This window comes from Streptomyces tailanensis (assembly GCF_008386495.1).
Lineage (GTDB): Bacteria > Actinomycetota > Actinomycetes > Streptomycetales > Streptomycetaceae > Streptomyces > Streptomyces tailanensis.
The window spans coordinates 15,062-35,907 of record NZ_VTHJ01000065.1 but is presented as its reverse complement, the minus strand read 5'-3'; the positions used below and the strand labels follow the sequence as shown (position 1 = coordinate 35,907).

General features: G+C 68.1%; 16 protein-coding genes and 3 pseudogenes. 5 read left to right on the top strand and 14 right to left on the bottom strand.

The features are described from left to right. Nucleotides 1–64 precede the first annotated feature (64 nt). The 10 genes from F3T56_RS37350 to F3T56_RS37305 all read right to left on the bottom strand — a co-directional run bounded on the left by F3T56_RS37350 (nucleotide 65) and on the right by F3T56_RS37305 (nucleotide 11,048). Nucleotides 65–1,048, bottom strand: a complete 984-nt coding sequence (locus tag F3T56_RS37350; protein WP_149829884.1) for an aldo/keto reductase — start codon at nucleotides 1,046–1,048, stop codon at nucleotides 65–67. 51 nt (nucleotides 1,049–1,099) lie between these two features. Then, the gene (locus F3T56_RS37345) at nucleotides 1,100–2,377 is read right to left on the bottom strand and encodes an activator-dependent family glycosyltransferase (RefSeq protein ID WP_149829883.1); all 1,278 of its coding nucleotides are present in this window, start codon (nucleotides 2,375–2,377) and stop codon (nucleotides 1,100–1,102) included. A gap of 31 nt (nucleotides 2,378–2,408) precedes the next feature. Beyond that, a complete protein-coding gene (locus F3T56_RS37340) occupies nucleotides 2,409–3,122 on the bottom strand; it encodes a class I SAM-dependent DNA methyltransferase (RefSeq protein WP_149829881.1) in 714 nt (237 codons plus the stop codon). A gap of 23 nt (nucleotides 3,123–3,145) precedes the next feature. Next, complete coding sequence (locus tag F3T56_RS37335) at nucleotides 3,146–4,576, bottom strand: NDP-hexose 2,3-dehydratase family protein (RefSeq protein WP_425473714.1); 1,431 nt, start codon at nucleotides 4,574–4,576, stop codon at nucleotides 3,146–3,148. After that, nucleotides 4,576–5,631: a dTDP-glucose 4,6-dehydratase gene (gene rfbB, locus F3T56_RS37330; RefSeq protein ID WP_149829879.1), complete on the bottom strand. Its 1,056-nt coding sequence runs from the start codon at nucleotides 5,629–5,631 to the stop codon at nucleotides 4,576–4,578. The genes F3T56_RS37335 and rfbB overlap by 1 nt, the downstream gene beginning before the upstream one ends. Continuing rightward, nucleotides 5,628–6,695, bottom strand: coding sequence for a glucose-1-phosphate thymidylyltransferase (locus F3T56_RS37325; RefSeq protein WP_149829878.1), 1,068 nt, complete (start codon nucleotides 6,693–6,695; stop codon nucleotides 5,628–5,630). The genes rfbB and F3T56_RS37325 overlap by 4 nt, the downstream gene beginning before the upstream one ends. 138 nt (nucleotides 6,696–6,833) lie before the next feature. Next, on the bottom strand, nucleotides 6,834–8,414 hold the full coding sequence (locus tag F3T56_RS37320) for an MFS transporter (RefSeq protein ID WP_149829877.1): 1,581 nt from the start codon (nucleotides 8,412–8,414) through the stop codon (nucleotides 6,834–6,836). Between the two features lie 86 nt (nucleotides 8,415–8,500). Next, the gene (locus F3T56_RS37315) at nucleotides 8,501–9,076 is read right to left on the bottom strand and encodes a dTDP-4-dehydrorhamnose 3,5-epimerase family protein (RefSeq protein WP_149829875.1); all 576 of its coding nucleotides are present in this window, start codon (nucleotides 9,074–9,076) and stop codon (nucleotides 8,501–8,503) included. Then, nucleotides 9,073–10,218, bottom strand: a complete 1,146-nt coding sequence (locus F3T56_RS37310) for a DegT/DnrJ/EryC1/StrS family aminotransferase (RefSeq protein WP_149829874.1) — start codon at nucleotides 10,216–10,218, stop codon at nucleotides 9,073–9,075. Before F3T56_RS37310 ends, F3T56_RS37315 begins: the two co-directional genes overlap by 4 nt. A 182-nt stretch (nucleotides 10,219–10,400) precedes the next feature. After that, on the bottom strand, nucleotides 10,401–11,048 hold the full coding sequence (locus F3T56_RS37305; protein WP_149829872.1) for a response regulator transcription factor: 648 nt from the start codon (nucleotides 11,046–11,048) through the stop codon (nucleotides 10,401–10,403). A gap of 1,723 nt (nucleotides 11,049–12,771) precedes the next feature. On the opposite strand from F3T56_RS37305, the gene F3T56_RS49515 reads away from it, so the two are divergent. Together F3T56_RS49515 and F3T56_RS37300 are read left to right on the top strand one after the other, a co-directional pair. After that, a complete protein-coding gene (locus F3T56_RS49515; protein ID WP_281291950.1) occupies nucleotides 12,772–12,897 on the top strand; it encodes a hypothetical protein in 126 nt (41 codons plus the stop codon). A 773-nt stretch (nucleotides 12,898–13,670) separates the two neighbouring features. After that, nucleotides 13,671–13,929 (top strand): annotated as a pseudogene (locus F3T56_RS37300) (SF1B family DNA helicase RecD2); the annotation flags it as partial. A 69-nt stretch (nucleotides 13,930–13,998) separates the two neighbouring features. On the opposite strand, the gene F3T56_RS37295 reads toward F3T56_RS37300, so the two are convergent. From F3T56_RS37295 to F3T56_RS37285, 3 genes are read right to left on the bottom strand one after another with little or no spacing between them, the layout of a single operon-like run. Then, nucleotides 13,999–14,337 carry a BBE domain-containing protein gene (locus tag F3T56_RS37295; protein ID WP_149829871.1) on the bottom strand — a complete coding sequence of 113 codons (339 nt, stop codon included), beginning with the start codon at nucleotides 14,335–14,337 and terminating at the stop codon, nucleotides 13,999–14,001. 11 nt (nucleotides 14,338–14,348) lie between these two features. After that, nucleotides 14,349–15,452, bottom strand: coding sequence for an FAD-binding oxidoreductase (locus F3T56_RS37290; RefSeq protein WP_149829869.1), 1,104 nt, complete (start codon nucleotides 15,450–15,452; stop codon nucleotides 14,349–14,351). A 36-nt stretch (nucleotides 15,453–15,488) separates the two neighbouring features. Continuing rightward, nucleotides 15,489–15,746: a hypothetical protein gene (locus tag F3T56_RS37285; protein WP_149829868.1), complete on the bottom strand. Its 258-nt coding sequence runs from the start codon at nucleotides 15,744–15,746 to the stop codon at nucleotides 15,489–15,491. A gap of 357 nt (nucleotides 15,747–16,103) precedes the next feature. On the opposite strand from F3T56_RS37285, the gene F3T56_RS50305 reads away from it, so the two are divergent. From F3T56_RS50305 to F3T56_RS37275, 3 genes and pseudogenes are all read left to right on the top strand, one after another. Then, nucleotides 16,104–16,322 carry a hypothetical protein gene (locus tag F3T56_RS50305; RefSeq protein WP_425473712.1) on the top strand — a complete coding sequence of 73 codons (219 nt, stop codon included), beginning with the start codon at nucleotides 16,104–16,106 and terminating at the stop codon, nucleotides 16,320–16,322. 99 nt (nucleotides 16,323–16,421) lie between these two features. Then, nucleotides 16,422–16,925: pseudogene (locus F3T56_RS50300) on the top strand (lipase family protein); the annotation flags it as partial. 151 nt (nucleotides 16,926–17,076) lie between these two features. Continuing rightward, nucleotides 17,077–17,757, top strand: a pseudogene (locus tag F3T56_RS37275) (transposase); the annotation flags it as partial. Between the two features lie 183 nt (nucleotides 17,758–17,940). On the opposite strand, the gene F3T56_RS49880 reads toward F3T56_RS37275, so the two are convergent. Next, on the bottom strand, nucleotides 17,941–20,529 hold the full coding sequence (locus tag F3T56_RS49880; protein ID WP_149829866.1) for a tryptophanase: 2,589 nt from the start codon (nucleotides 20,527–20,529) through the stop codon (nucleotides 17,941–17,943). Nucleotides 20,530–20,846: the final 317 nt, after the last annotated feature.

The following is a 20,846-nucleotide window of genomic DNA, read 5'->3' as shown; positions in this document are numbered from 1 at the left end:
GCGCCTTGGGCACGGGACAGGGCGGTCGCACACGGCGACCGGGCGACGCGAGGGTGCGGGCGGCTCACGCGGTGATCCACGCCTCCGGCGCCTCGGCACCCGGCCCGGGGAAAAGCTTGTCCAGACGGCTCAGGACGTCGGGGCCGAGCCGGAGCCCCAGCACGGCCAGCGCACCGTCCAACTGCTCGTCCGTACGGGGTCCGATCACCGGCGAGGTCACCTCGGGGCGCGACAGCACCCAGGCCAGGCCTACCCGGGCGGGCGGCTCGCCGATCTCCCTGCACAGGTTCTCGTACGACTCGATGCGTTGCTCGTGCTCCTTGAGCGCCGGCACCGCACGGCCCTGTGCCGACTTGACGGCCGTACCTTCGCGGAGCTTGTCCAGGACGCCGCCCAGCAGACCGCCGTGCAGCGGGGACCAGGGAAGCACCGCCATGCCGTAGGCCCGGGCCGCGGGAAGCAGTTCGAGTTCGACCTGGCGGGTCACCAGGTTGTAGACGCAGCTCTCCGACACCAGTCCCAGCGAATGCCGGCGCAGCGCCGCCTCCTGTGCCATCGCGACATGCCAGCCCGCGAAGTTGGAGGAGCCCACGTAGAGGACCTTGCCCTGGCTGACGAGCAGGTCCATCGCCTGCCAGATCTCATCCCAGGGCGCGCTGCGGTCGATGTGGTGCATCTGGTAGAGGTCGATCCGGTCAGTACCCAGCCGCCGCAACGACGCCTCGCAGGAGGCGACGATGTGACGGGCAGACAGCCCGCTGTCGTTGGGCGCCGGGGACATCTCGTTGCCCACCTTGGTTGACAGCACGACGCGGTCCCGGCGCGTGGGGTCGCCGGCGAGCCAGCGGCCGATGGTCTCCTCGGTGTAGCCCTTGTGGACGCGCCAGCCGTACATGTCGGCGGTGTCCAGGAAGTTCAGCCCGTGCTCCAGCGCCCGGGTCATGAGACGGTGACCCGCTTCCTCGTCAACCCTGCCGCCGAAGTTGACCGTGCCCAGGCACAGTCGGCTGACGCGCAGGGCGGTGCGACCCAGCTGTGTGTACTCCATCGCTCACTCCTCGGTTTCGGCCATGCGCTGCCGAGCGGGTCCCGGACCGGCTCAGCCGGGCGGCAGGCCGCGGTGATGCGCTGTCAGCCGCTCCAGGACGGGGACGACCTCCGCCGGCGAGGGTGCGGCCAGACGGTCGCTCTGGAGTTCAGCCGTGCCCTGCCGGAAGCCGGGCTCCTCTAGGGCACGGCGGAGCTGCCGGCCCAGCTCGTCCGGGGTGAGCTTCGCAGGGTGCAGCAGCGGGCCCGCGCCGCGCTGTGCCGCGTACCGCGCGGCGACCCGCTCGTCCCACGTGGGCACCGGGAGGATGAGCTGCGGCACCCGGTGCGTGGCCGCGACGGAGAAGGTGCCCCAGCCGCCGTGGTGGACGATGGCCGCGCACGAGGGAAGCAACTGGTTGAGCGGGACGAAGTCCACGGTACGAACGTTCTCCGGGATCCGGTCGAGGCCCGTCAGCTGCGCCCGGTTCAGTGTGGCCACCACCTCGATGTCGAAGCCGGCCACGACGTCGAGCATCTCCTCCAGCGGGAAGCCGGTGTCCTTCCCGAACAGGTGCCGCGAGCTGACGCCCAGGGTCAGGCAGACACGGGGGCGCTCCGGGGGGTCCCGAAGCCATTCGGGGACGACTGACGCCTCGTTGTACGGCACCCATCGCAGCGGCACGGTACGGGTGTCCAGAGGGAGCCGCGCCGCCTGCGGGACCAGGTCCACGCTCCACTGGCCGAGCAGCATCTCCTCCGAGAAGTCGAGCCCGTACCGATCGAGCAGGGGCCGCATCCACCGTGCCATCGGGTCGCGTTCGGCGGAGCGTCCGCTGGCCCGCTCCCAGACCCATCCCATCTTGTCCTGGCCCCAGAGGACGCGGGCGTGGGCGGCTCCGGCGACCCGTGCCGCGACCGCGGCGGGCAGGCACAGGGGGTCCCACAGCACGAGGTCGGGCCCCCATGAGCGGGCGAAGTCGATCAGATCGGTGACCATGCCCTTGTTGTCGCCGAGCGGATAGCACTGGCCGATGATCGACAGGAGCCGCTCCTGGAGCAGTTCCCACTCGGCCGGGCCGCTGGTCAGCACGTCGAGGGCGAAGGCGTCGGGTGGGATGTCGAGGTGGCTGCCCTCCTCCGCCGCCTCCACGTCGGCGGTGGCCACGCTCTCCCCCACGGGTACGGCCATCACTCCGGCAGCGGTTACGGTGGCCGCCATGTCGTCCGAACCCATACCGGGGTGGCCCACGACGCAGACCTCGTGGCCCGCGCTCTGCAGGGCCCAGGCGAGAGGGATGACGGGGTAGAGGTGCGAGGTCGACGGGAACGTCGCGATCATGACACGCATGGGTCCTCCTCGGGGTGTGGGTGGCCGTGGATCACGTGTGCGTCCCGACGAACAGGCCCCTCCCGTTGGGCCCGCCTTCGCGGAACACCGCCTTCACACCAGCGAGGAGGAAGGCGGTCTCGTACTCGTCGCGTGTGAACAGCGAGTGCACTTCGGTTTCGGTGAAGTCCTTGATGCCGGCCGGGTTGGCGACCGTGTAGCGGACGGTCATACGGCTCCTGCGCCCCTCCCGGACGGAATGCGAGACGCGGCTGATCACGCCGTGCTCGTCCTGGGTCACCGCGCCTGACACGAACCCGTCGAGGAACCTCTCCGGGAACCACCACGGCTCAGCGATGACGACACCACCGGGGTTCAGATGCCGCACCATGCTCGCGACGGCCTGGTTCAGCTCGTCGACCGAGGTCATGTAGCCCAGCGAGAAGCACATGCAGGTGACGACGTCGAAGCGCTGCCCCAGCTCGAACGCGCGCATGTCACCCTGATGGACGGGGACCGCGGGCAGCTTCCCCTGGGCGATCCGGCACATGCCCTGGGAGAGTTCCACTCCGGCCACGGTGGGGAAGCGCTCGGCGAAGCGCCGCAGGTGCTCACCCGTGCCGCAGGCGATGTCGAGGAGGGAGGCCGACCGGGGCCGCAGCTCAAGGGCGATGTCCGCGAGAGTGTCGGCCTCGGCGGCCCAGTCCCTGCCGCGGCTCGCGTGGATCCTGTCGTATATCTCGGCGTGCTCGGTGCTGTAGGCCATGGATTCCGTTGTGGAATCGGTGATCACAGGGCGTCTCCTTGCAACTCGGGATTGGTGCCGATGCAGGCGAGCAGGGTCCTGGCCTGGACGTTCAGGTAGTGCCCGTGCCGGGCCAGGGCGGCGAGCTGGCCGTACGTCACCCAGCGGTGGCCGCGCGGCGGTTCGAGGGGCGCCTGCTCCTCGTCCGCCTCGATGACCAGGTAACGGCTCTGCGCGTTCAGGAACCGTCCCCCTTCCTCGGAGTGGACCGCCTCGTAGCGGATCCGAGGGCTTTCGGCGCAGGCCAGGACGGTGTCCAGGAACAAGGGACGCTCAGCCGGGGGAAGGTGCGCGTAGTTGCCGGGTGTGCACTGGACTGTGGGCGCGATCTCCGGCCCGTGCACCAGTCCCCCCTCGACGCGGGCCTGCGCCAGGAAGTGCCGTACGCCTCCGAAACGGCGCGTCAGGAAGGCGGCAATCCCCTCGCCACAGGGCTCGACCAGGGGCTGGGACCAGCCGGTCACCTCCCGGGTGGGTGCCTCCGCCGCGACGGCCACCACCCGGAAGTAGCGGCTGTCGGGGCGCTCGATCGCCTCCTCGCCGAGGGTCCATCCCGCCACCTCGCGAAGCGGCGTCGGACGGGCCAGCAGCAGCTGCCGGGACCTCTCCGCGGTCAGCCAGGAGACCACGTCGGTGTCCGGGTGCAGCGCCTGCGGGCCGTCGTCGGGCAGCGCACAGGCGAGCGCCGAGCGCGCGTCCATGTTCACCACGTCGTCGAGGCGGAGGAGTTCACCGATCTGGCCGAGGGTCAGCCAGCAGAAGTCCTCGTCCACGACGGGGTCGTCCCGTGTCTCCACCACCATGTTGCGATTGCTCTTCTGGTGGAACCACGAGCCGTGCTCGGACTGGAGGGAGTCTGCGAGAACGTGGTCACGGCCGGGCTCGGGGCTGACGAAGTAATCGAGGTACTTCACCCTCGCTCCTCCGTGGGCCCGCGTGTAGTTGCTGCGCGTGGCCTGGACGGTCGGCGAGAGCTGGAGCATGCCGGGGTTTCCCGGCTCCATCTTGGCCTGCATCAGGAAGTGCAGAACGCCGTCGATCTCCTTCGCGAGCAGGCCCAGGATCCCGGTCTCGGGCTGCCAGATCACCGGCTGCCGCCAGGACGTCGTGCGGTCGCCCTCGACCGACACATGAAGTCCCGTGATCGTGAAGAACCGTCCACTGCGGTGGACGAGGTTGCCCGTGTCCGCGGCGAAGTGCCAGCCGTCGAGCTCGCGGAAGGGAATCCGGCGCACCCGGAAGGCGTGGGCGTCGCGCCGCTTCTCCAGCCATCGGGTCACCTCCGCAGTGGGTTTCACCGCGCTGTCCCGCGCGGCCAACGAGGCGGCTACACGCTCAGCGTGCGCGGCGTCCGCCCGGGGCCGCAGGATCCGCTCCGAGAAGCGTGGGCCCACCGCGGCCGTGCGCTGCCCGATCACCGGGCCACGCCCTCGTGCTCCGCGATCCGCGTGCCGACGGCGTGAGCGTCCGTGGCCTGCTCGCCGTCGGTTCCGTATTTCGCCGCCTTCCACCAGGCCGCCTTCCACCAGGCCGGGTTCGACCGGTACCAGTCGACTGTGTCCGCCAGTCCGTCGGCGAAGGAGACCGCGGGCGCGTAGCCCAGTTCCTCACGGATCTTGGTGTCGTCGAGCGCATAGCGGCGGTCGTGCCCCTTGCGGTCCGTGACGTGGCGGATCATGGAACGGTCGGCATCGCACAACTTGAGGAGCAGTTCCGTCACCGCGAGGTTGCTGTACTCGCTGCCGCTGCCGATGTTGTAGACCTCGCCGGCCCTGCCGCCGAGCAGCACGCTGTGCACCGCGCGGCAGTGGTCGTCCACGTGCAGCCACTCGCGCCGGTTGTCACCGGTGCCGTAGAGCGGGATGGTCCGTCCTTCGAACAGGTTGGTGACGAACAGGGGGATCAGCTTCTCCGGGTGCTGGTAGGCGCCGTAGTTGTTGGAGCAGCGGGTGATCGAGACGTCCAGGCCGTGCGTCCTGTGGTAAGAGCGGGCGACCAGGTCGGCGGCCGCCTTGCTCGCGGCGTACGGGGAGTTGGGCAGGAGCGGCGACTCCTCCGTCCAGGACCCCTGGTCGATGGATCCGTACACTTCGTCGGTGGAGACATGCACGACCCGAGGAACGCCCGTGGCCAGGACCGCGTCGAGTATGGCGTGCGTGCCGCCGACGTTCGTCCGGATGAACTCCCCGGAGGACGCGACGGACCGGTCCACATGGGACTCCGCGGCGAAGTGCACCACGGCGTCATGTCCTGGGAGCAGGTCCCGCAGCAGGGACGGCTCGCACACGTCGCCGTGTACGAAATCCAGGTACGGATGGGACGGGGGCAGATTCGCCCGGTTGCCCGCGTACGTGAGCTTGTCCAGCACGGTGACCGAGACGTTGTCGCTTCCCGGGTACCCTCCGGCGAGGAGGGTGCGTACGTAGTGCGAACCGATGAAACCGGCGCCGCCGGTCACCATGATCCTCATGCCGACACCTCGATGTGTGTGTGGTCACCGACGACCAGCCGGTGGTGCGCGGTCTGGTCGGTCCGGGGTCCGACCGTCGCGCCACGACCGATCAGCGAACCGTGCAGTCCGGTCACGTGCGAAATCCGGGCACCGTCCAGGGCGATGGAGAAGTCGATGTGGGTGCCCCGAAGTTCGCACCCTCGCCCGATCGAGGTGTCTGGACCGATGTGACTGTCCTCCACGACGGTGCCGGCGCCGATGATGGCCGGCCCGTCGATGCATGAGCGGGTCACGCGGGCGCCAGCCTCGACGACGATCGGCCCGCGGATGTGACAGGACTCGTCCACCACGCCCTCAACCGAGTGCTTGAGGTCCCGCAGGAGGTCGCGGTTGCATTCCAGGACGTCCTCGACCCGTCCCGTGTCCCGCCAGTAGCCCGTGTACCTGCTGACCGTCACCTGCGCGTCACTGTTGAGCAGCCACTGGACGGCGTCGGTGATCTCCAGTTCCCCGCGGGCGCTCGGGCTGATCGCCGCGACCGCCTCGTGGATGGCCGGCGTGAAGAAGTACACGCCGATGAGGGCGAGATCGCTGCGTGGCACGTGCGGCTTCTCCACGAGCCGCAGGAGAGAACCGTCCGCCCCGAGTTCGACGACGCCGAATGCCTGGGGGTTGGCCACCTTGTACACGACGACCTGGGCCTCCGGCCGCCGCGCGCGGAACTCGGCGGCGATGTCCCTGACACCTTCGGGGAGCATGTTGTCGCCGAGATACATGACGAAGTCATCGTCACCCAGGAAGTCGCGGGCGAGCAGCACGCAGTGCGCCAGTCCCAGGGGCTCCGTCTGCGGTATGTACGTGATCCTCAGGCCGAATCGGGATCCGTCGCCGACCGCCTCGACGATCTCCGAGGAGCGGTCACCCACGACGATCCCGACGTCCGTCACGGCCAGGTCCCTGATGTTCTCTAGGACGTGCGCGAGGACGGGCTTGTTCGCGATGGGTATGAGCTGCTTGGGCATCGAGTAGCTGAACGGGCGTAAGCGGGTTCCCGCTCCGCCCGCGAGCACCAGGGCCTTCATGGCTTTCCTCTCCTCCGCCACGTGCCGCGTGCGGCGGACCACGGCGGCGCATAGGAAGCAGGGGCGCCGCCCCGTGGCGAGGCGACACCCCTGCGAAGGTGAGACGTGCGGGCTGGCTTCTGTTGTGCGGTGTGGCTCTTACCGGATCGTCGAAACTTCTGTTCCGCCGGTGGCGGGGACGACCTGCTCGGCGGTGGCCGACGTCTCCTCCTCGTGCGCGGCGGGCTTCACCTGCCGAAGCAGGAAGGCGACGCCCAGTGCCATGAGGAGCATCAGGGGCATGGCCACGAACGAGTTGACCTGCAGGCCCTTGGCGAATGCGTCGCGTGCCGCAGCGGCCAGGGCCTCGCCCGCCACACCCGGCATGCGCGCTGCGGCTTCCAGCGCCCCGGCCAGCGTGTCGTCGGCACCGGCGGGCACGCCGTCCGGGTAGCTGTCGGCCATGCTGCTCCGGTACACGGTGGTGCCGATGCTGCCGACCACGGCGATGCCGAGGGCGCCACCGAACTCGTTGGACGTCTCCGAGATCGCGGCGGCGGGTCCGGCCTGCTCCGGCGGTGCGGCGCCGACGATCATGTCGATTCCGAGCGCGGAGACCGGGGCCAGACCGGCGAACATCAGGATCGACGCCAGCATCACCACGCCGGGCCCGGAGTCCGCGGAGACTCCCCAGAGAACCATGAACCCCACGGCGGCCAGGATCATCCCGGCACCGAAGACATAGGCCGGGCGCACCTTGGCGACGATGCCGGAGGCGGCCAGGGCCGCGACCATGCCGGAGATCACTGCGGGCAGCAGCCACAACCCTGCGTCGAGCGGGGAGAGTTCGAGCACACTCTGCAGGAACTGCGCGATGACGAACTGGATCCCCATCAGGAACATGACGGTGAGCAGCAGGGTCGACAGGGAGGCGCTGAAGGCTCGGTTGGTGAACAGGCTCAGGTTGAGCAGCGGGTGGGCCAGCGTGCGCTGACGCCGCACGAAAACGTAGCCAACGGCGGCGCCGACCAGGATCGCCACGAGCGGGACAGGTTCCAGGCCGTACTTGGCCACCTCTTTGAGGCCGTAGATCACGGCGAGCACGGCGATCAGCGACAGCAGTGAGCTGATCAGGTCGACCCGCGCGCCCTGCGGGTTGCGGTACTCCGGCAGCAGGAAGGGGCCGAGGGCGAGCAGCAGCACCATCACCGGTACGGCCAGCAGGAAGACCGAGCCCCACCAGAAGTACTCCAGAAGGACGCCGCCGACCACCGGTCCCAGTGCGCCGCCCAGCATGAAGCTCGTCGACCAGATGGTGACCGCGGTGGTGCGCTGGGTGGGTGAGGGGAACATGTTACGGATCAACGACAGGGTGGAGGGAGCCAGACACGCTCCGGCCACGCCCAGCACGGCGCGCGTCAGGATGAGCATCTCCGGCGTCTCGGCGTACGCCGTGAGGACGGAGGCCACACCGAAGGCGCCGGCACCGAGCATCAGCAGGAGCCTGCGTCCCACGCGGTCGCCCAACGTGCCCATCGTGACGAGGAATCCGGCGATGAGGAAGCCGTAGATGTCCGTGATCCACAACAGTTGCGAACTGCTGGGGTTCAGGTCCGCGCTCATCTGCGGCACCGCCAGGTGCAGCAGGGTCAGATCCATCGTGACCAGCATGGAGGGAAGCGCGAGTACGGCCAGGCCGATCCACTCCCGTTTGGTCGCCCGTAACGAGCTCTCTTGCATCAGCACTCTTCCTTTCGGTGACGGCCGACGGGATCGGCCCGTGGGGGTCGCTCAGACCCTAGGACCTCAACCGCAGTTGAGGTCAATCACGGCTTCGGGGAGCTGGAAGAGAGCACTCCGGACGCCAGCACGGAGCGCAGACTCTGCGCCCGCGCGTCCTTCTGCGACATGAGCGGAGGCTCCTCGAACCCCCACGGGATAGCCAGTTCGGGGTCCAGGGGGTCGATGTCGATCTGCGTGCCCGGGACATGGGCGGTGGACAGCAGGTAACAGACGCAGGTGTCGTCCGTCAGCGCGAGGAAGCCGTGCCCGAACCCCTCGGGGATCATGACCGCGTTCCCCCGGGCGGCGTCGAGGACGCTCATGTGGAAGGCGCCGAACGTCGGGCTCTGGGGCCGCAGGTCGACGATGACGTCACGCAGCGCGCCCCGTACGCAGGTGACGAACTTCGCCTGCCCCGGCGGATCGGTGACGCCGTGCAGGCCGCGCAGGGTGTTGTACCGGGACACCGAGTAATTGACCTGCGCCACGGAGAAGGACCGTCCGGTGACCCGCTGGAGCTCCTCGGTGCGCAGCGCCTCGTAGAACGTGCCGCGTACGTCGTCGAGGTGCTCGGGCTCGACGACGTACGCCCCCTCGAGTGCGGTGGTCTGGATCTTCACGTGCCCCCACCGCCCCGCCGGGCCACGGCCGCCCTGAACTCGCGCACCACCTGCTCCACATCCTCCTCGGACAGCCCCTGGTGAAGGGGCAGCAGCAGGGTCTCCTCGGCCGCCCGGTCGGTGGCCGGCAGAATCTTTCGGGATCCGTATGCCGGGACCCGGTGCAGCGGCGGATACCTGAACGTGGTGTAGATACCCCGGTCCCGGAGGTCCGCGGCCACCTGGTCCCGAATACTGCTGTCCAGTTGCACCCAGTAGAAATAGTGGGAAAGGGTGTGGCCGGACGGCGCGGGAGGCGGGAGCCGCACGCCTTCCATATCGGCCAGCGACGCGGTGTAGCGTGCCGCGACCTTTTCACGGGAGGAAATGAAATTGGGCAGCCTGCGCAGTTGTACACGGCCTATCGCCGCCGTCAGATCATTTCCGATGAGCCGCCGCCCGAACCCCTCCACGTTCAGTTCCCACCACCGGTCGGAGACCCGTGCGGAGGTGAAGCCACTCCGCTGTCCAGTGCCGTAGTAGGCCAGTCGACGGGCGGTTGCCATCAGCTTCTCGTCCCGTACGTAGAGCATTCCACCGTCTCCGGTGACGAGGGTTTTCATGGAGTCGAAACTCCAGGTAGCCAACTCTCCGAACGTGCCGCAGGACCGCCCCTCCACACGGGAGGCGACGGCACAGGCCGCGTCCTCCAGCAGCGGAATGCCACGGCTGCGGCACAGGTCCGCGATCCGGGCCACCTCCCCCGGGTATCCGCCGTAGTGCAGCACGCACACGGCTCGTGTCCTGGGCGTCAGCGCGCTCTCGATGTCTTCCACGGTGGGGTTGAGCGTGTGCGGGTCCACGTCGCAGAAGACGGGGACCGCACCGGTGGCCGCGATGGCGTTGGCCGCCGACACAAAGCTCACCGAGGGCAGGACCACCTCGTCGCCGGGCTTCAACATCAGCAGCTCCATGGCGAGGAAAAGTCCCGCCGTGGCGTTGTTCAGAAAGAGCACGTTTTCGCCGGGCACACCGATATGGTCCGCGAACTCCTTCTCGAACCCGGCGGTCCGCGCCCCGTGCCCGGGCCAGTTGTCCGAGAAAACCTCCGCGAGAGCTTGGAGTTCTTCCTGACCCAGGCTGGGCTGAAACACATTGATCACGGGGGCTCCATTCACCCATGTGTAACCCTGCCATCAGAGACAAGGTTCAACGGTTCGAGCTATCCCACTCCGCCTCGCCCCGGGATTACCCTCGGGAACAACTCACCGGAACGTACTCACTACTTTCTTCGCTCTCTCCCCCGGGCACAATGCTGTCCATGTCAGATCTGCGTTAAGTCCCGTCAGATCTTCGTGAGGACCAGACGGTCGGCGGGCCTGGAGCCTGCTGCGGCCGGTCCGCCGACGACGGACAGCAGCCCTGCGGCATGGGCTCGCGCGACAGCGTCCAGCCGGGACACCGCTCCCAGTTTCTGGAAGACGACGTGCAGGTGCCGTTTGACCGTGCCGATGCTGATATCCAAGCTTCGGGCTATCTGCTTGTTCGACAGGGCTTCCGCGGCCAGCGCCAGTACCTCCTGCTGGCGTGGCGACAGTCTGATGTCGGGCTGCGGCACGGGTGCGGCAGCCGCATGGGTCTCCGCGAACTCCCGTACAGCAGACAGCAATTCCTCCTGACCCGATCCCTCGGGCAGGTACCGGTGCGCACCCGCCGCCATGATCTGCGTGCGGCTGACACCGGGCGCGCCGAACACCAGCACCGCCGCCCTCGGCGCCGCTCTTCGCAGGACTTGCACGGTGCGGGCCGCCACAGGAGTCGCCCACGGGGCCAGTACCACGACGTGGGGGTGTAACGCGACGGCGCGGCCTACAGTTTCGCTCACTCCCGCCGCGCCGAGCACCTGGATGTCCTGCTGCAGGGAGAGAACCCCGGCCACAGCGTCCTGGAGGAGTTTGTTCTCGCAGGCGAGGAGCACACGGACGACGGACATGGCTGATTTTCCTCCCGAGGAGCTTTTCTCGCTGCAGTGCAAAAAGGGATCCCTGAAGCGCGCCCACTGAGCCCGTGAGGCGCAGATCCCCTACTGACACGAATACTTGACACGGTGGCCCGCGGCCTTCCGCATGCGCCTACACCTACGCGCCTAGACCTACGTCTGCGTCAGGATCAAGACGCCAGGGGCGGCCGCGGGCCGCCGTTCGAACAGGGCTCGGGGAACATCCCAACAGGCGATAGGAGACAGCCGCGAGCACCTCGCGCCGTGCCACTCCCTCACACGGGTGTATCGGAGCCCGTTCGGACGCGCCCGACGGCGTTCGACGCATAGGTGGTTGATCTCCGATGACGCCCCGAACGGCCGGGGAGGACGTACACACGGCCGCCTGCGCGCCCGAGGCTCCATCCGGCAGGTGAATCGGCGTCTTAAATCGTCGTGTGCCTCGTACCCCACTGCCATCTCCCCCATCGACCACTGACTGTGCCGCTCACTCACCAGCGCGGAACGGGCAGCCAACAAATCCCGCACAAAGGTAAAGATTAAATCATCATGCGTTAATAAAGTGCCTCCTGCAACTACTCCAAACAAGCCATTCGACATCTCGAGCCCCTACTCGTCACAGCCGCCTCAGCGCTGGTCAATGCGCCCTTCCCACACAGAAAGCCAGCGGGGCGTCGTACGGAATAGGTCATCTCGGTCAGCCTTGGGTCTGACCGCGTGGGAATCGACCCGGCGACGACCATGTCAAAGCCCTGCGGCGATCCGTTCCCAGGTCCGGCTCCGGCGCCCGGACAACCTGCATCGCCAGGAAGCGAGCCACGAGCTCCAAGCCCTCATGACGCCACCATCGAAGTGCCGAATTGGTGACCGCGGTGACCTCAGCCATGTGCGGTCGCGACGGCCCTGCTGGGCCGCTCCGAGTGTCAGGGCCAGTCCGGGCTCTGCCGGGCCAACCGGGCACCCCGATCCGCGGAGCCGTGCCCAGAGCGTGCCCGTGCCCGAGCGCCGTCGCTTCCCGGGCTGAGAGAGCGAGTTCGATTCTCGCCACCCGCTCCGTGATGAACCCCCAGGTCAAAGACCCAAAGGTTCTTTTTTGTCCGGACCGGTGAGCGGGTAGTCCTGCAGAGCCGTCGCTGTTGTGCTTCACACGAACAGTTGGAAAGCGAGTTGGGTGTAGATCTTCTGAGGGTGCCTCGTTGGGGTGATTCGCAGAGGTTCGGGATGTGGTTGGTCGTGTCGGCTTCTACCGTCGCCGGGGTCGAGCCTGCCGTAAGGGGAGAGGTCTGCCAGCAGCTGGGGCTGGCGACCGAGCCGCGGCATGTCGAGGGGATGCGCTCGAAGCTGTAGCGGCTGGTGGAGCGCGGGATCCTGGCCGAGCCGTCGTTCGGGCCGTTCAAGGTCGACGGCAGGAAGCAGGGATGGTGAGCGTGGTGGGGCCCGCCCAGAGCGCGCTCGCGGAGGTGAAGATGCTTTCGCTGCCTCGGTGGGCATGTTCGCGGCGTCGTGTGCGTAGTTGGCGGCCTCGGAGGTGGCGGTGATGACGCACGCGCAGTTGGAGAATCTGCTGGGGGTGAGGACGCGCGAGGTCACCCGCCCAGTTGTTCCAGGACCACCTAACTCTGCGGGCCAGCAACGAGGCGCGTCGTGAAGAGGTCGTGGACAGCGCCGGTGTCGGCGCTCGAGGATCGAGCGGGGCCAGCACCGGACGCTGGCCACGGTGTTCGGCAAGGTCACCGTGGTCCGGATCGCCTACCGCGGCACTGGCGTGGCGGACCTGAGCCCGGCCGACGCGGTGCTGAACCAGAGGCGCGACGCCGGGCTGAAGAGAACGGTGGCTGGCTGACGGTCGTGGGTACGGTCAGAAATTCGGTCCGTCGTGATGCGCAAGCGATGTGGTGCTGAGCGCGCTGTCAGTTGTCGACAATAGCTTCTGCACTCACTCAGGGTGCGAGTGGGAAGTCCTCCGAGGGTTGGCTGGCGCGCTCGTGCAATGCAGGTGTAGTCCCGTCCGGTGGACAGCCGGTGGACAGACGCCTTTGGACAGCGCATCACAGGCCGGCAGGGGTCAACCCGCTGCGCATGCTCTGATCAGCGCAAACGTCACTGGGTAGCACGACGAGGCACTACGCAACACGATCACTCATGGTCTCGTAATGCGTAGGTCTCGGGTTCGAATCCCGAAGGCGGCTCTGTGGTGAACCCCAGGTCAAGCCTTTGACCTGGGGTTTCTTTTTAGGGTGACCTTGGAATTCGGGCTAATCGGACAGTTGGCGTCTACGCATCGCAATGCGTAGGTCGTTGATCTACCACCTGTCGCGCATGGCTAGCCCAAGGGGCTTTGACCTGCGGTTTTGCTGCACTGAAGTGTTGAATTGGTCCGAGGGGCGGCGCGTCCGGTGGACAGCCGGTGGACAGCTGTGCGTGATGCGTCGTCAGAGGCCTCTCGCTCCTTTCGACCGGTGTGTGATGTGTCGCGTGTCCGAGGGAAGGGGACGGACGGCATGGGGCTGTGCAGTTTCGACAGACAGCGAGGTTGGTCGCTGGGCTTGGCGGGTTTCTGTGGTGAGCATCAAATGAGCTTGTGCAGGCGCTTCATGGATGGCCCCTACCTGCGGCCCGATCCCCTCGGTACGGCTGACCAGGATCTTCCGACAGGCGCAGCAGTCCACGGTGGTGACCAACGCCCACTGGATCAACCAGGGCCTGCCCTCGCTGACGGACGGCCTGCGCGACTTCTTTCTCTTCGCGGAGGACGACACCGACAACGCGGCCGGTCTCAACGTCGACGTGGTGGCCAGGCGGATTCCGCGGAAATTCCGCCTCGACCCGCGCCGCGACGTCCAGGTGCTGGCCCCCATGCACCGCGGGCCGGTCAGCCGCCCTGCCGTCCTCGCCGCCCTCCGCCTCGTGGCCGAGGGCCCACGCGACCAGATCTGCGCGCGCCTCACCGGGTTGTCAGGCCGGCGTCAGTGAGGTGTAGCGGAACAGAGCGGGCAGCGGGGTCGTAGCGTCGCTTGACGGCGACGAGGCGGTCGTAGTTGGGGCCGTAGTAGGCGTGCTGCCAGTCGTACAGGTCTGGGTCGGGGAAGTTGACGTAGGCCGCGTGGGTGGACAGGCGGCGGCGGAGCATGTGGTGGGCGGTGCACGTCTGTTCGAGGAGGGTGTATACCTCGGTGGGCGGGGTGCCGGGTTTCCAGTGGGTGCCGATGTCGATCACGAAGGTCGCGCCGCGGTGCGGGTAGGCCGTCTCGTCCGGACGGGGCGCGGCGCTGTCGCCGCCCATGGCGAACAGGGTCACGTAGCCGGTGGCCCGGCCGGGTCCCGGCTGCCAGCCGCGTGTCCAGTCGGCGACGGCGGCCACCGTGTCGGGAGTGGGCCACTGGTCGGGGACAAGGGACTTGGGGCGTAGGCCTCCTTCGCTCCGAGGGGTTCCATGAGGTAGTCCTGCGCGGACCAGAATCCGCGTTCCTCGATGAAGGTCCGCGTCGGTCGCAGCCGCAGAAGAGGCGTGAGCAGGCGTCGTAGGGCGTTCTCGTCGCCGAGCCGCTGCCCGAGGAGCCAGAGCGTGGTGCCGTCGCCGGCATGCTTGAAGCCGATCCGTACGTCGAAGTCGTTGTCGCGGTCCGCGTCGAGGATGTGCCGCAGTTCTTCCATCACCTTCAGGCCCGCGTCCAGTGCGAACGTCAGGTCAAAGACGGTGGCGCGCAGCCGGGCGACGGACACGGCGTCGAAGACGAAGCCGGTGTTGATGCCGAAGTTGCCGCCGGCCCCGCCCGGGCAGGCCCAGAACAGGTCGGCGTTCTCGTCGTGGGCCGCGCGTACCAGCGTCCCGTCGGCGAGCACGACCCGGGTCTCGGTGAGCCGGTCGCAGGTCAGGCCCCACTTACGGTCGTTGAACCCGAGCCCGCCGCCGAGGGTGAGCCCGGCGACGCCAACGTCCGGGCAGCGCCCACCGGGGAAGTAGAGGTTGGCCGCACGGGCCGCGTACACGTCCGAGTTCGTGGCGCCGCCCTCCAGACGCAGCCGCCGCCCTTGTGGGACCACCCCTTTCAGCGCGCGCAGGCTGATCACCAGACCGGGAGTGGTGGAGTAGCCCGCGTAGTTGTGCCCGCCGGAGCGAGGCGCGAAGGTCACGCCGTGCTTGGCGCACCACCGGATCGCGGCCGCCACGTCGCCTTCGGTCGCGCACGCGAGGACACCGGCCGGGCGGACGGATGCGTAACGTTGGTTGTCGGGCGTCGCCCGTGCCGCGCACTCCGCGCCCTCCGGGTGGTAGAGACCGGCGGCCGGACTGAGGCTCCGTCTCAGTTCACGCCACGCGGCCGGCTCGACACCGTCGCCCGCGAAGTGAGGACGGGCCGCTACCGCATCGGTGGGCGTGCGGGCGGCTGCCCGCATGCCGTGTCCTCGGGGATCCGGAGGAGGCGTTCGGCGTCAGTCGTGGCCGATGAAGGCGGCGGTGCTGTCGCGGGAGGCCATGCCGGTGTGGGGGGCCGCGGCCTCATCGAGAACCGGTTGCCCGAGCGGCGCATGACCGGGGGTACCCCCGACACCCCAGGTGTGGCCGGTGCCCCTGCCGGAGCGGACGCCGACCCAGTCGGCGAAGAGCCGCACCCGGCCTTCGCCCTCACGCGGATCGCCGGCCAGGTCCCCTCCCGCCGCCGAGCCCTTCCCGCGAGTTCGGCCCTCCACCAACGCCCCCACTGATTCGCCAGTTGGGCAGGCCATGCCGACGACATTTCTGCGGGAGTACTGGCTGTCCTTCCCGCACCTTGAAGCTGAGGAGCGCGCAGTGACTGGCGGCCGGCACGCGCACCGGCTGGTGCGCCTAGTGCAAACCGCCCCCTCCGCGCTGGACCAGCCCGCCACCGTGCCTTGGCCCGCTGCTAAGTACGGACTAACACGCCGACTTGCTGATCGTCCATTCGGCGGCGCCTCGTCCAGGTGATCTTTGTGCCGACTGCATCCCATACGGGCTGTGTGCGGCTATGACAATCAAGGCCCCATTCCGTGGCCTTGTCCCTGACCTGTCTGCACCGGGAGAACGCGATGCCCATCCCCGCAATCGATCACCAGACGAAGACCTACAACCTGCAGCACGCCTACTGGATGTGCCGGGCTTCCGAGCTCGCCTACAAGGACGAGGCCACCATCAAGGCCCAGGCCGAGCAGTGGGGCTTCGGCCAGGTTTATCACCACCGCACGGCGTTCACGCCGCCCTTCCTGCGGAGGACACGCAGGCGTACACCATGGCGAGCGACGACATGATCGTCGTCGCCTTCCGGGGGACCGAGCCGCTGAACATGAAGGACTGGCTCTCGGACATCAGCACGCCGTGGCCCGGCCCGGGGGGCGAAGGGGTTCGTCCACTACGGCTTCGGCGAGGCACTGGACTCGGTCTTTCCGCAGGTCAAGGAGGTGCTGGAGGTCTCGCGGACCAACGGCCAGACGGTGTGGATCACCGGGCACAGCCTCGGGGGTACCCTCGCCATGCTCGCCGGCGCGCGGCTGCACTTCGAGGAGCCGAATCTGCTGGCCGACGGCATCATCACCTTCGGTCAGCCCCGCGTGTCCGACCGGGTGCTTGCCGCCGCCTGTGACAAGGCGTTCGCCAAGCGCACACACCGCTTTGTGAACAACAACGACATCGTGCCCCACCTGCCACCCGAGCCCGTCTACACCCACACCCAACTGCTGCGGTACCTCGACTCCACCGGCAAGCTGCGCGAATCCCTGCCTCTGCTGAGTGGGCTGACCGACCGGGCCAAGGGCCTCACGACCGACCTCCTCGCCCCGGGAAGCGATGGCATCAGGGACCACTTCATCTTCAACTACATCGAGGTCATGGAGAAGAACCTGGTCCGGAGCTGACCTTGTCGGCGGCTGGTGCAGACTGCTGTGATCGGCGACGAGCACCCGGATGGTCCCGTCGTGCTACCGACCGAGGCGATCGAATGCCTTCCGTAGCACCTAGGGGCTGTCCCGTAACTGCTGGTCACGGGTGAGATGATCTTGCTGTGCGTTGCGACGCGAAGGGGCGGACCCAGTTCGCGAGGGCCGGCCCTGGAGCCCGCCGCTGGAGGACCGGGTCCTGCTGGTCGCCGCCTACTGACGCACCAATCTCACCCTGCGCCAGCTCGCCCCGTTGTTCGGGGTGTCGAAGTCGGCGGCCGACCGCATCATCAACCACCTCGGGCCCGCGCTGGCTCTCCAGCAGCGCAAGCGGTTCCGCAAGGACACCGTGCTGATCGTGGACGGCACCCTCGTCCCCACCCGCGACCACAGCATCGCCGAGCAGTCGAAGAACTACCGGTACTCCACCAACCACCAGGTCGTGATCGACGCCGACACCCGGCTGGTCGTCGCGGTCGGCCGCCCGTTGCCCGGCAACCGCAACTACTGCAAGGCGTGGGAGCTGTCCGGTGCGAAAGCCGCCGTCGGCCGTACGACGGTGATCGCGGACGGCGGCTACCAGGGCACCGGCCTGGTCATCCCGCACCGCCGCGAGAAAGGCCAGGCCGAACTCTCCGCCTGGAAAGAGGAACACAACGCCTCCCACCGCAAGGTCCGCGCCCGCGCCGAGCACGCCTTCGCCCGCATGATGACCTGGAAGGTCCTCCGCGGCTGCCGCCTCAAGGGCGGTGGCGTCCACCACGCCATGCTCGGCATCGCCCGCCTGTACAACTTCGCCCTCGCCGGCTGACGAAGAAACAGGCCGGTCAATCAGCACGTCGTAGATCAATTACGGGACAGCGCTCAGGGGGTTTTTGATCAACTGAAGGCAGGCCGCAGAGGGTAGCTCACATGGTGTTGCCGCGGTGGTGCCTCGGGCTGGGACCTTCCGCGGCCAAGGTCTGTCCTGTCAGGGGCGCTTGAGAGGCGGCTTTCAGTTGGTCACCGGCTGCAGTTTGGCGCGGAAGTGCCGCAGAATCGGGGACTGGTCGACGATCCTGTAGCCGTGTACGGATTCCGCGTCCTTGGCGATCCGTTCCAGGGTCCTGCCGACGTGGTCGTAGTGGCTGCGCGTGTAGACACGGCGCGGGAGCGCCAGCCTGACCAGCTCGTACGGCGCGCTCTTGATGGGGTTGCCTTCCTCGTCCTCCTCGCCGAGGTAGAGGGAACCGAGTTCGGCCGATCGGATGCCGCCTTCGAGGTAGAGGCGGCAGGCGAGGGCGTGGCCGGGGTAGTGGTGTGGAGGTATGTGGGGGAGCAGGCGTCCGGCGTTGAGGTACAGGGCATGCAGCCCCGGGGGTTCGAGGATGTCGACGCCCGCAGCGCGGACGCGGTCGGCGAGATGGGAGGCGACGTCGGCCCGCTCCGCGAGGTACGCGGGCTCGGTCACTTCCAGCAGGCCGGTGGCCATCATGTCGAGGTCGCGTCCCGCGAGGCCGCCGTAGGTGGCGAAGCCCTCGGTGGCGATGAGGAGCCGTTCGCACTTTTCGGCGAGTTCCGGGTCGTTGAGCCCGATGAAGCCGCCGATGTGGACGATGCCGTCCTTCTTGGCGCTCATAACGCAGCCGTCGGCCAGGCGGAACGCCTCTTCAGCCACCTGGCGGGGAGTGCGGCCGCGGTAGGCCGCTTCGTGGCGGGTCACCAGCCAGGCGTTCTCGGCGAACCTGGCGGCGTCCAGGATCATGGGAATACCATGCTGGCGGCAGATTTCGGCGGTCTGCCGCAGGTTTTCCATGGAGACCGGCTGGCCGCCGCCGCCGTTGTTGGTGATCGTCATGATCACCACGCGTACGCGGGAACCGTCCGGTCCGTCGAGCGTTCGCCGTAGCGCGTTCAGGTCGATGTTCCCTTTGAAGGGCCGCGCGCTGTCCAGGTCCCGGGCCTCGGCGCAGGGTATGTCATGCGCCTGACATCCCGAGAGCTCCACGTTCGCCCGTGTGGTGTCGAAGTGAGTGTTGGACAGGACGATTCCGCCAGGTTCGAGAAGCGTCGTGAACAGGATGCGTTCCGCGGCACGTCCCTGATGGGCCGGCAGGATGTGCGAGTAGCCGGTCAGCTCCGTCACCGTCTCGTGGAAGCGGTAGAAGGAACGCGAGCCGGCGTAGGACTCGTCGCCCTCCATGCCCGCGGCGAGTTGCGCGGCCGAGATGGCACCGGTTCCCGAATCGCTGAGCAGATCGATGGTCACCTCCTCGGCACGCAGGTCGAAGAGGTTGTAGTGCACTCGTTTCAATGCCGCTTCGCGTTGTTCCCGAGTGGTGAGCGCGATGGGCTCGACGACTTTGATGCGGTAGGGCTCCACGCTGATCCTTGCTCCTGACGTGCTGTGGGCTGCTTCATGGCTGATGTGTCGACGACTGGGCTCATACTGTCCGATAGGAGCCATCTCCTGAGGCGGCAGCGGGGTGTTCGGCGGCCGGACCTCGTAGGCTTCCGACGAGATGTACGTGGTCACCCGGGCCGGCCGGCCCTGCTCGTGGGCCAGTGCCACGTACGCGATGAGCCCCACGCCGTCCCGCAGCGGCCGCGAGGTGACGGCGGCCAACGACCGGTCGAGTACGGCGGCGTTCAGGCCGTGGCGGCCGAAGACGGCCCTCGCCCGCTTGAGCGCCTCCCTGTCGTTCCGGGCGTAGTCCCTGACCGGGACGTGCAGGGTGAAACCGGTGGGCCCGCCGACCGTCCGGGTGAAGGAATGGCAGGAGAGGATGGGCCGCCGGTCGAATCGCGCCTCCAGCGGGGCCCGCGAGTTCTCCGTTCCCTCGTCGAATCCGCCCGCCAGGCGGAGGAACTCCTCCAACGTCTCGCCGTCGGGCCCGGATTCCATCCGGCACAGACCGCCCGCGGCTGTTGCCGGCAGCCCGTGATGAGTGGCGTAGATCTTCACACGCGGCGCTTCCCAGTCGCCCAGGTCGAGTGCGAAGAACGGGTAGTCGTCGGCCGGTGGTATCGAGTCGAAGGAGTGCCGGTGGCCGAGGCGGTCCAGCGCTTCCCGTACCGTCTCGGCGGCCCGCGTCGAGCCGGCCGCCGCGGGGTTCAGGTACACCTTGGCCTTGGGGATACCGCCGGGGCGCAACTCCAGCGCGATCCAGAGCCCCAGGGGACCCTCGGGGTCGGGAGGGAAGAACAGGTCCTCCAGAACGTCGAGTTGATCGGTGGCGAAGCCCCAACGCCGGGCCATCGACCGGACGACTCGCAGCCCGGTTCGGCCGTTCTCCCTCAGGTTGTCGGCACCGCATCCTGGTTCCAGCAGCACGCGCGGTGTCGGCGGCGCGTCCGGCGCGAAGGAGAGCGAGAACTCCACCGGCGTGGAATCGTCGGACAGGAAACTCCGGGAGGGGGGCGGCAGGTCCAGGGGCCGTTCGGCCACTGCGCCCAGCGAGTCGGTCAGTACGTGTGCGTACGTCTCCGCGTCGGATCGTTCGAGCCCCGACACCTGGCACAACCGCAGCAATTGGCCTGTCACGAGCCCGCCGAGCGTCTGAGCGCCTTGGGCCCTCCCGGCGCCGGACCCGAAGGCGCTCAACGGTGGTCTCCCCGCTGCTCGGGGTGCGGGCGCGAGCCCCCGGGCAGGAGCCCTGACTCGCGGGGGCCGAGGGCGCGGGGGCCGAGGGCGCGAGGGGACATAGAAAGATACCCGCCGACCAGGGCGGGTATCTCGTCTCGTGGCGACTGGTGGAGGCGGGTCACGCCCCTGGGAGGCTTTGCGTTCCGTAACGCGGTGTGTCGTCGGGAGCGGCGGGAAACGTCCGGATGTGGAGCTGAAGCGGCGTCGGTGGATATGTGGTCCACGACACCTCCCTTTGTTCGTTGTTCACCACGAATGCCGCCGCTTTACTACCC

Bases quoted from the DNA above. Each gene is read 5' to 3' on its own strand.
- F3T56_RS37350 (WP_149829884.1), bottom strand. From the start codon at position 1,048: ATGGAGTACACACAGCTGGGTCGCACCGCCCTGCGCGTCAGCCGACTG.
- rfbB (WP_149829879.1), bottom strand. From the start codon at position 5,631: ATGAGGATCATGGTGACCGGCGGCGCCGGTTTCATCGGTTCGCACTAC.
- F3T56_RS50305 (WP_425473712.1), top strand. From the start codon at position 16,104: ATGCCCATCCCCGCAATCGATCACCAGACGAAGACCTACAACCTGCAG.
- F3T56_RS37295 (WP_149829871.1), bottom strand. From the start codon at position 14,337: ATGGGCGGCGACAGCGCCGCGCCCCGTCCGGACGAGACGGCCTACCCG.
- F3T56_RS37345 (WP_149829883.1), bottom strand. From the start codon at position 2,377: ATGCGTGTCATGATCGCGACGTTCCCGTCGACCTCGCACCTCTACCCC.
- F3T56_RS37290 (WP_149829869.1), bottom strand. From the start codon at position 15,452: ATGCGGGCAGCCGCCCGCACGCCCACCGATGCGGTAGCGGCCCGTCCT.
- F3T56_RS37320 (WP_149829877.1), bottom strand. From the start codon at position 8,414: ATGCAAGAGAGCTCGTTACGGGCGACCAAACGGGAGTGGATCGGCCTG.
- F3T56_RS37305 (WP_149829872.1), bottom strand. From the start codon at position 11,048: ATGTCCGTCGTCCGTGTGCTCCTCGCCTGCGAGAACAAACTCCTCCAG.
- F3T56_RS37325 (WP_149829878.1), bottom strand. From the start codon at position 6,695: ATGAAGGCCCTGGTGCTCGCGGGCGGAGCGGGAACCCGCTTACGCCCG.
- F3T56_RS37340 (WP_149829881.1), bottom strand. From the start codon at position 3,122: ATGGCCTACAGCACCGAGCACGCCGAGATATACGACAGGATCCACGCG.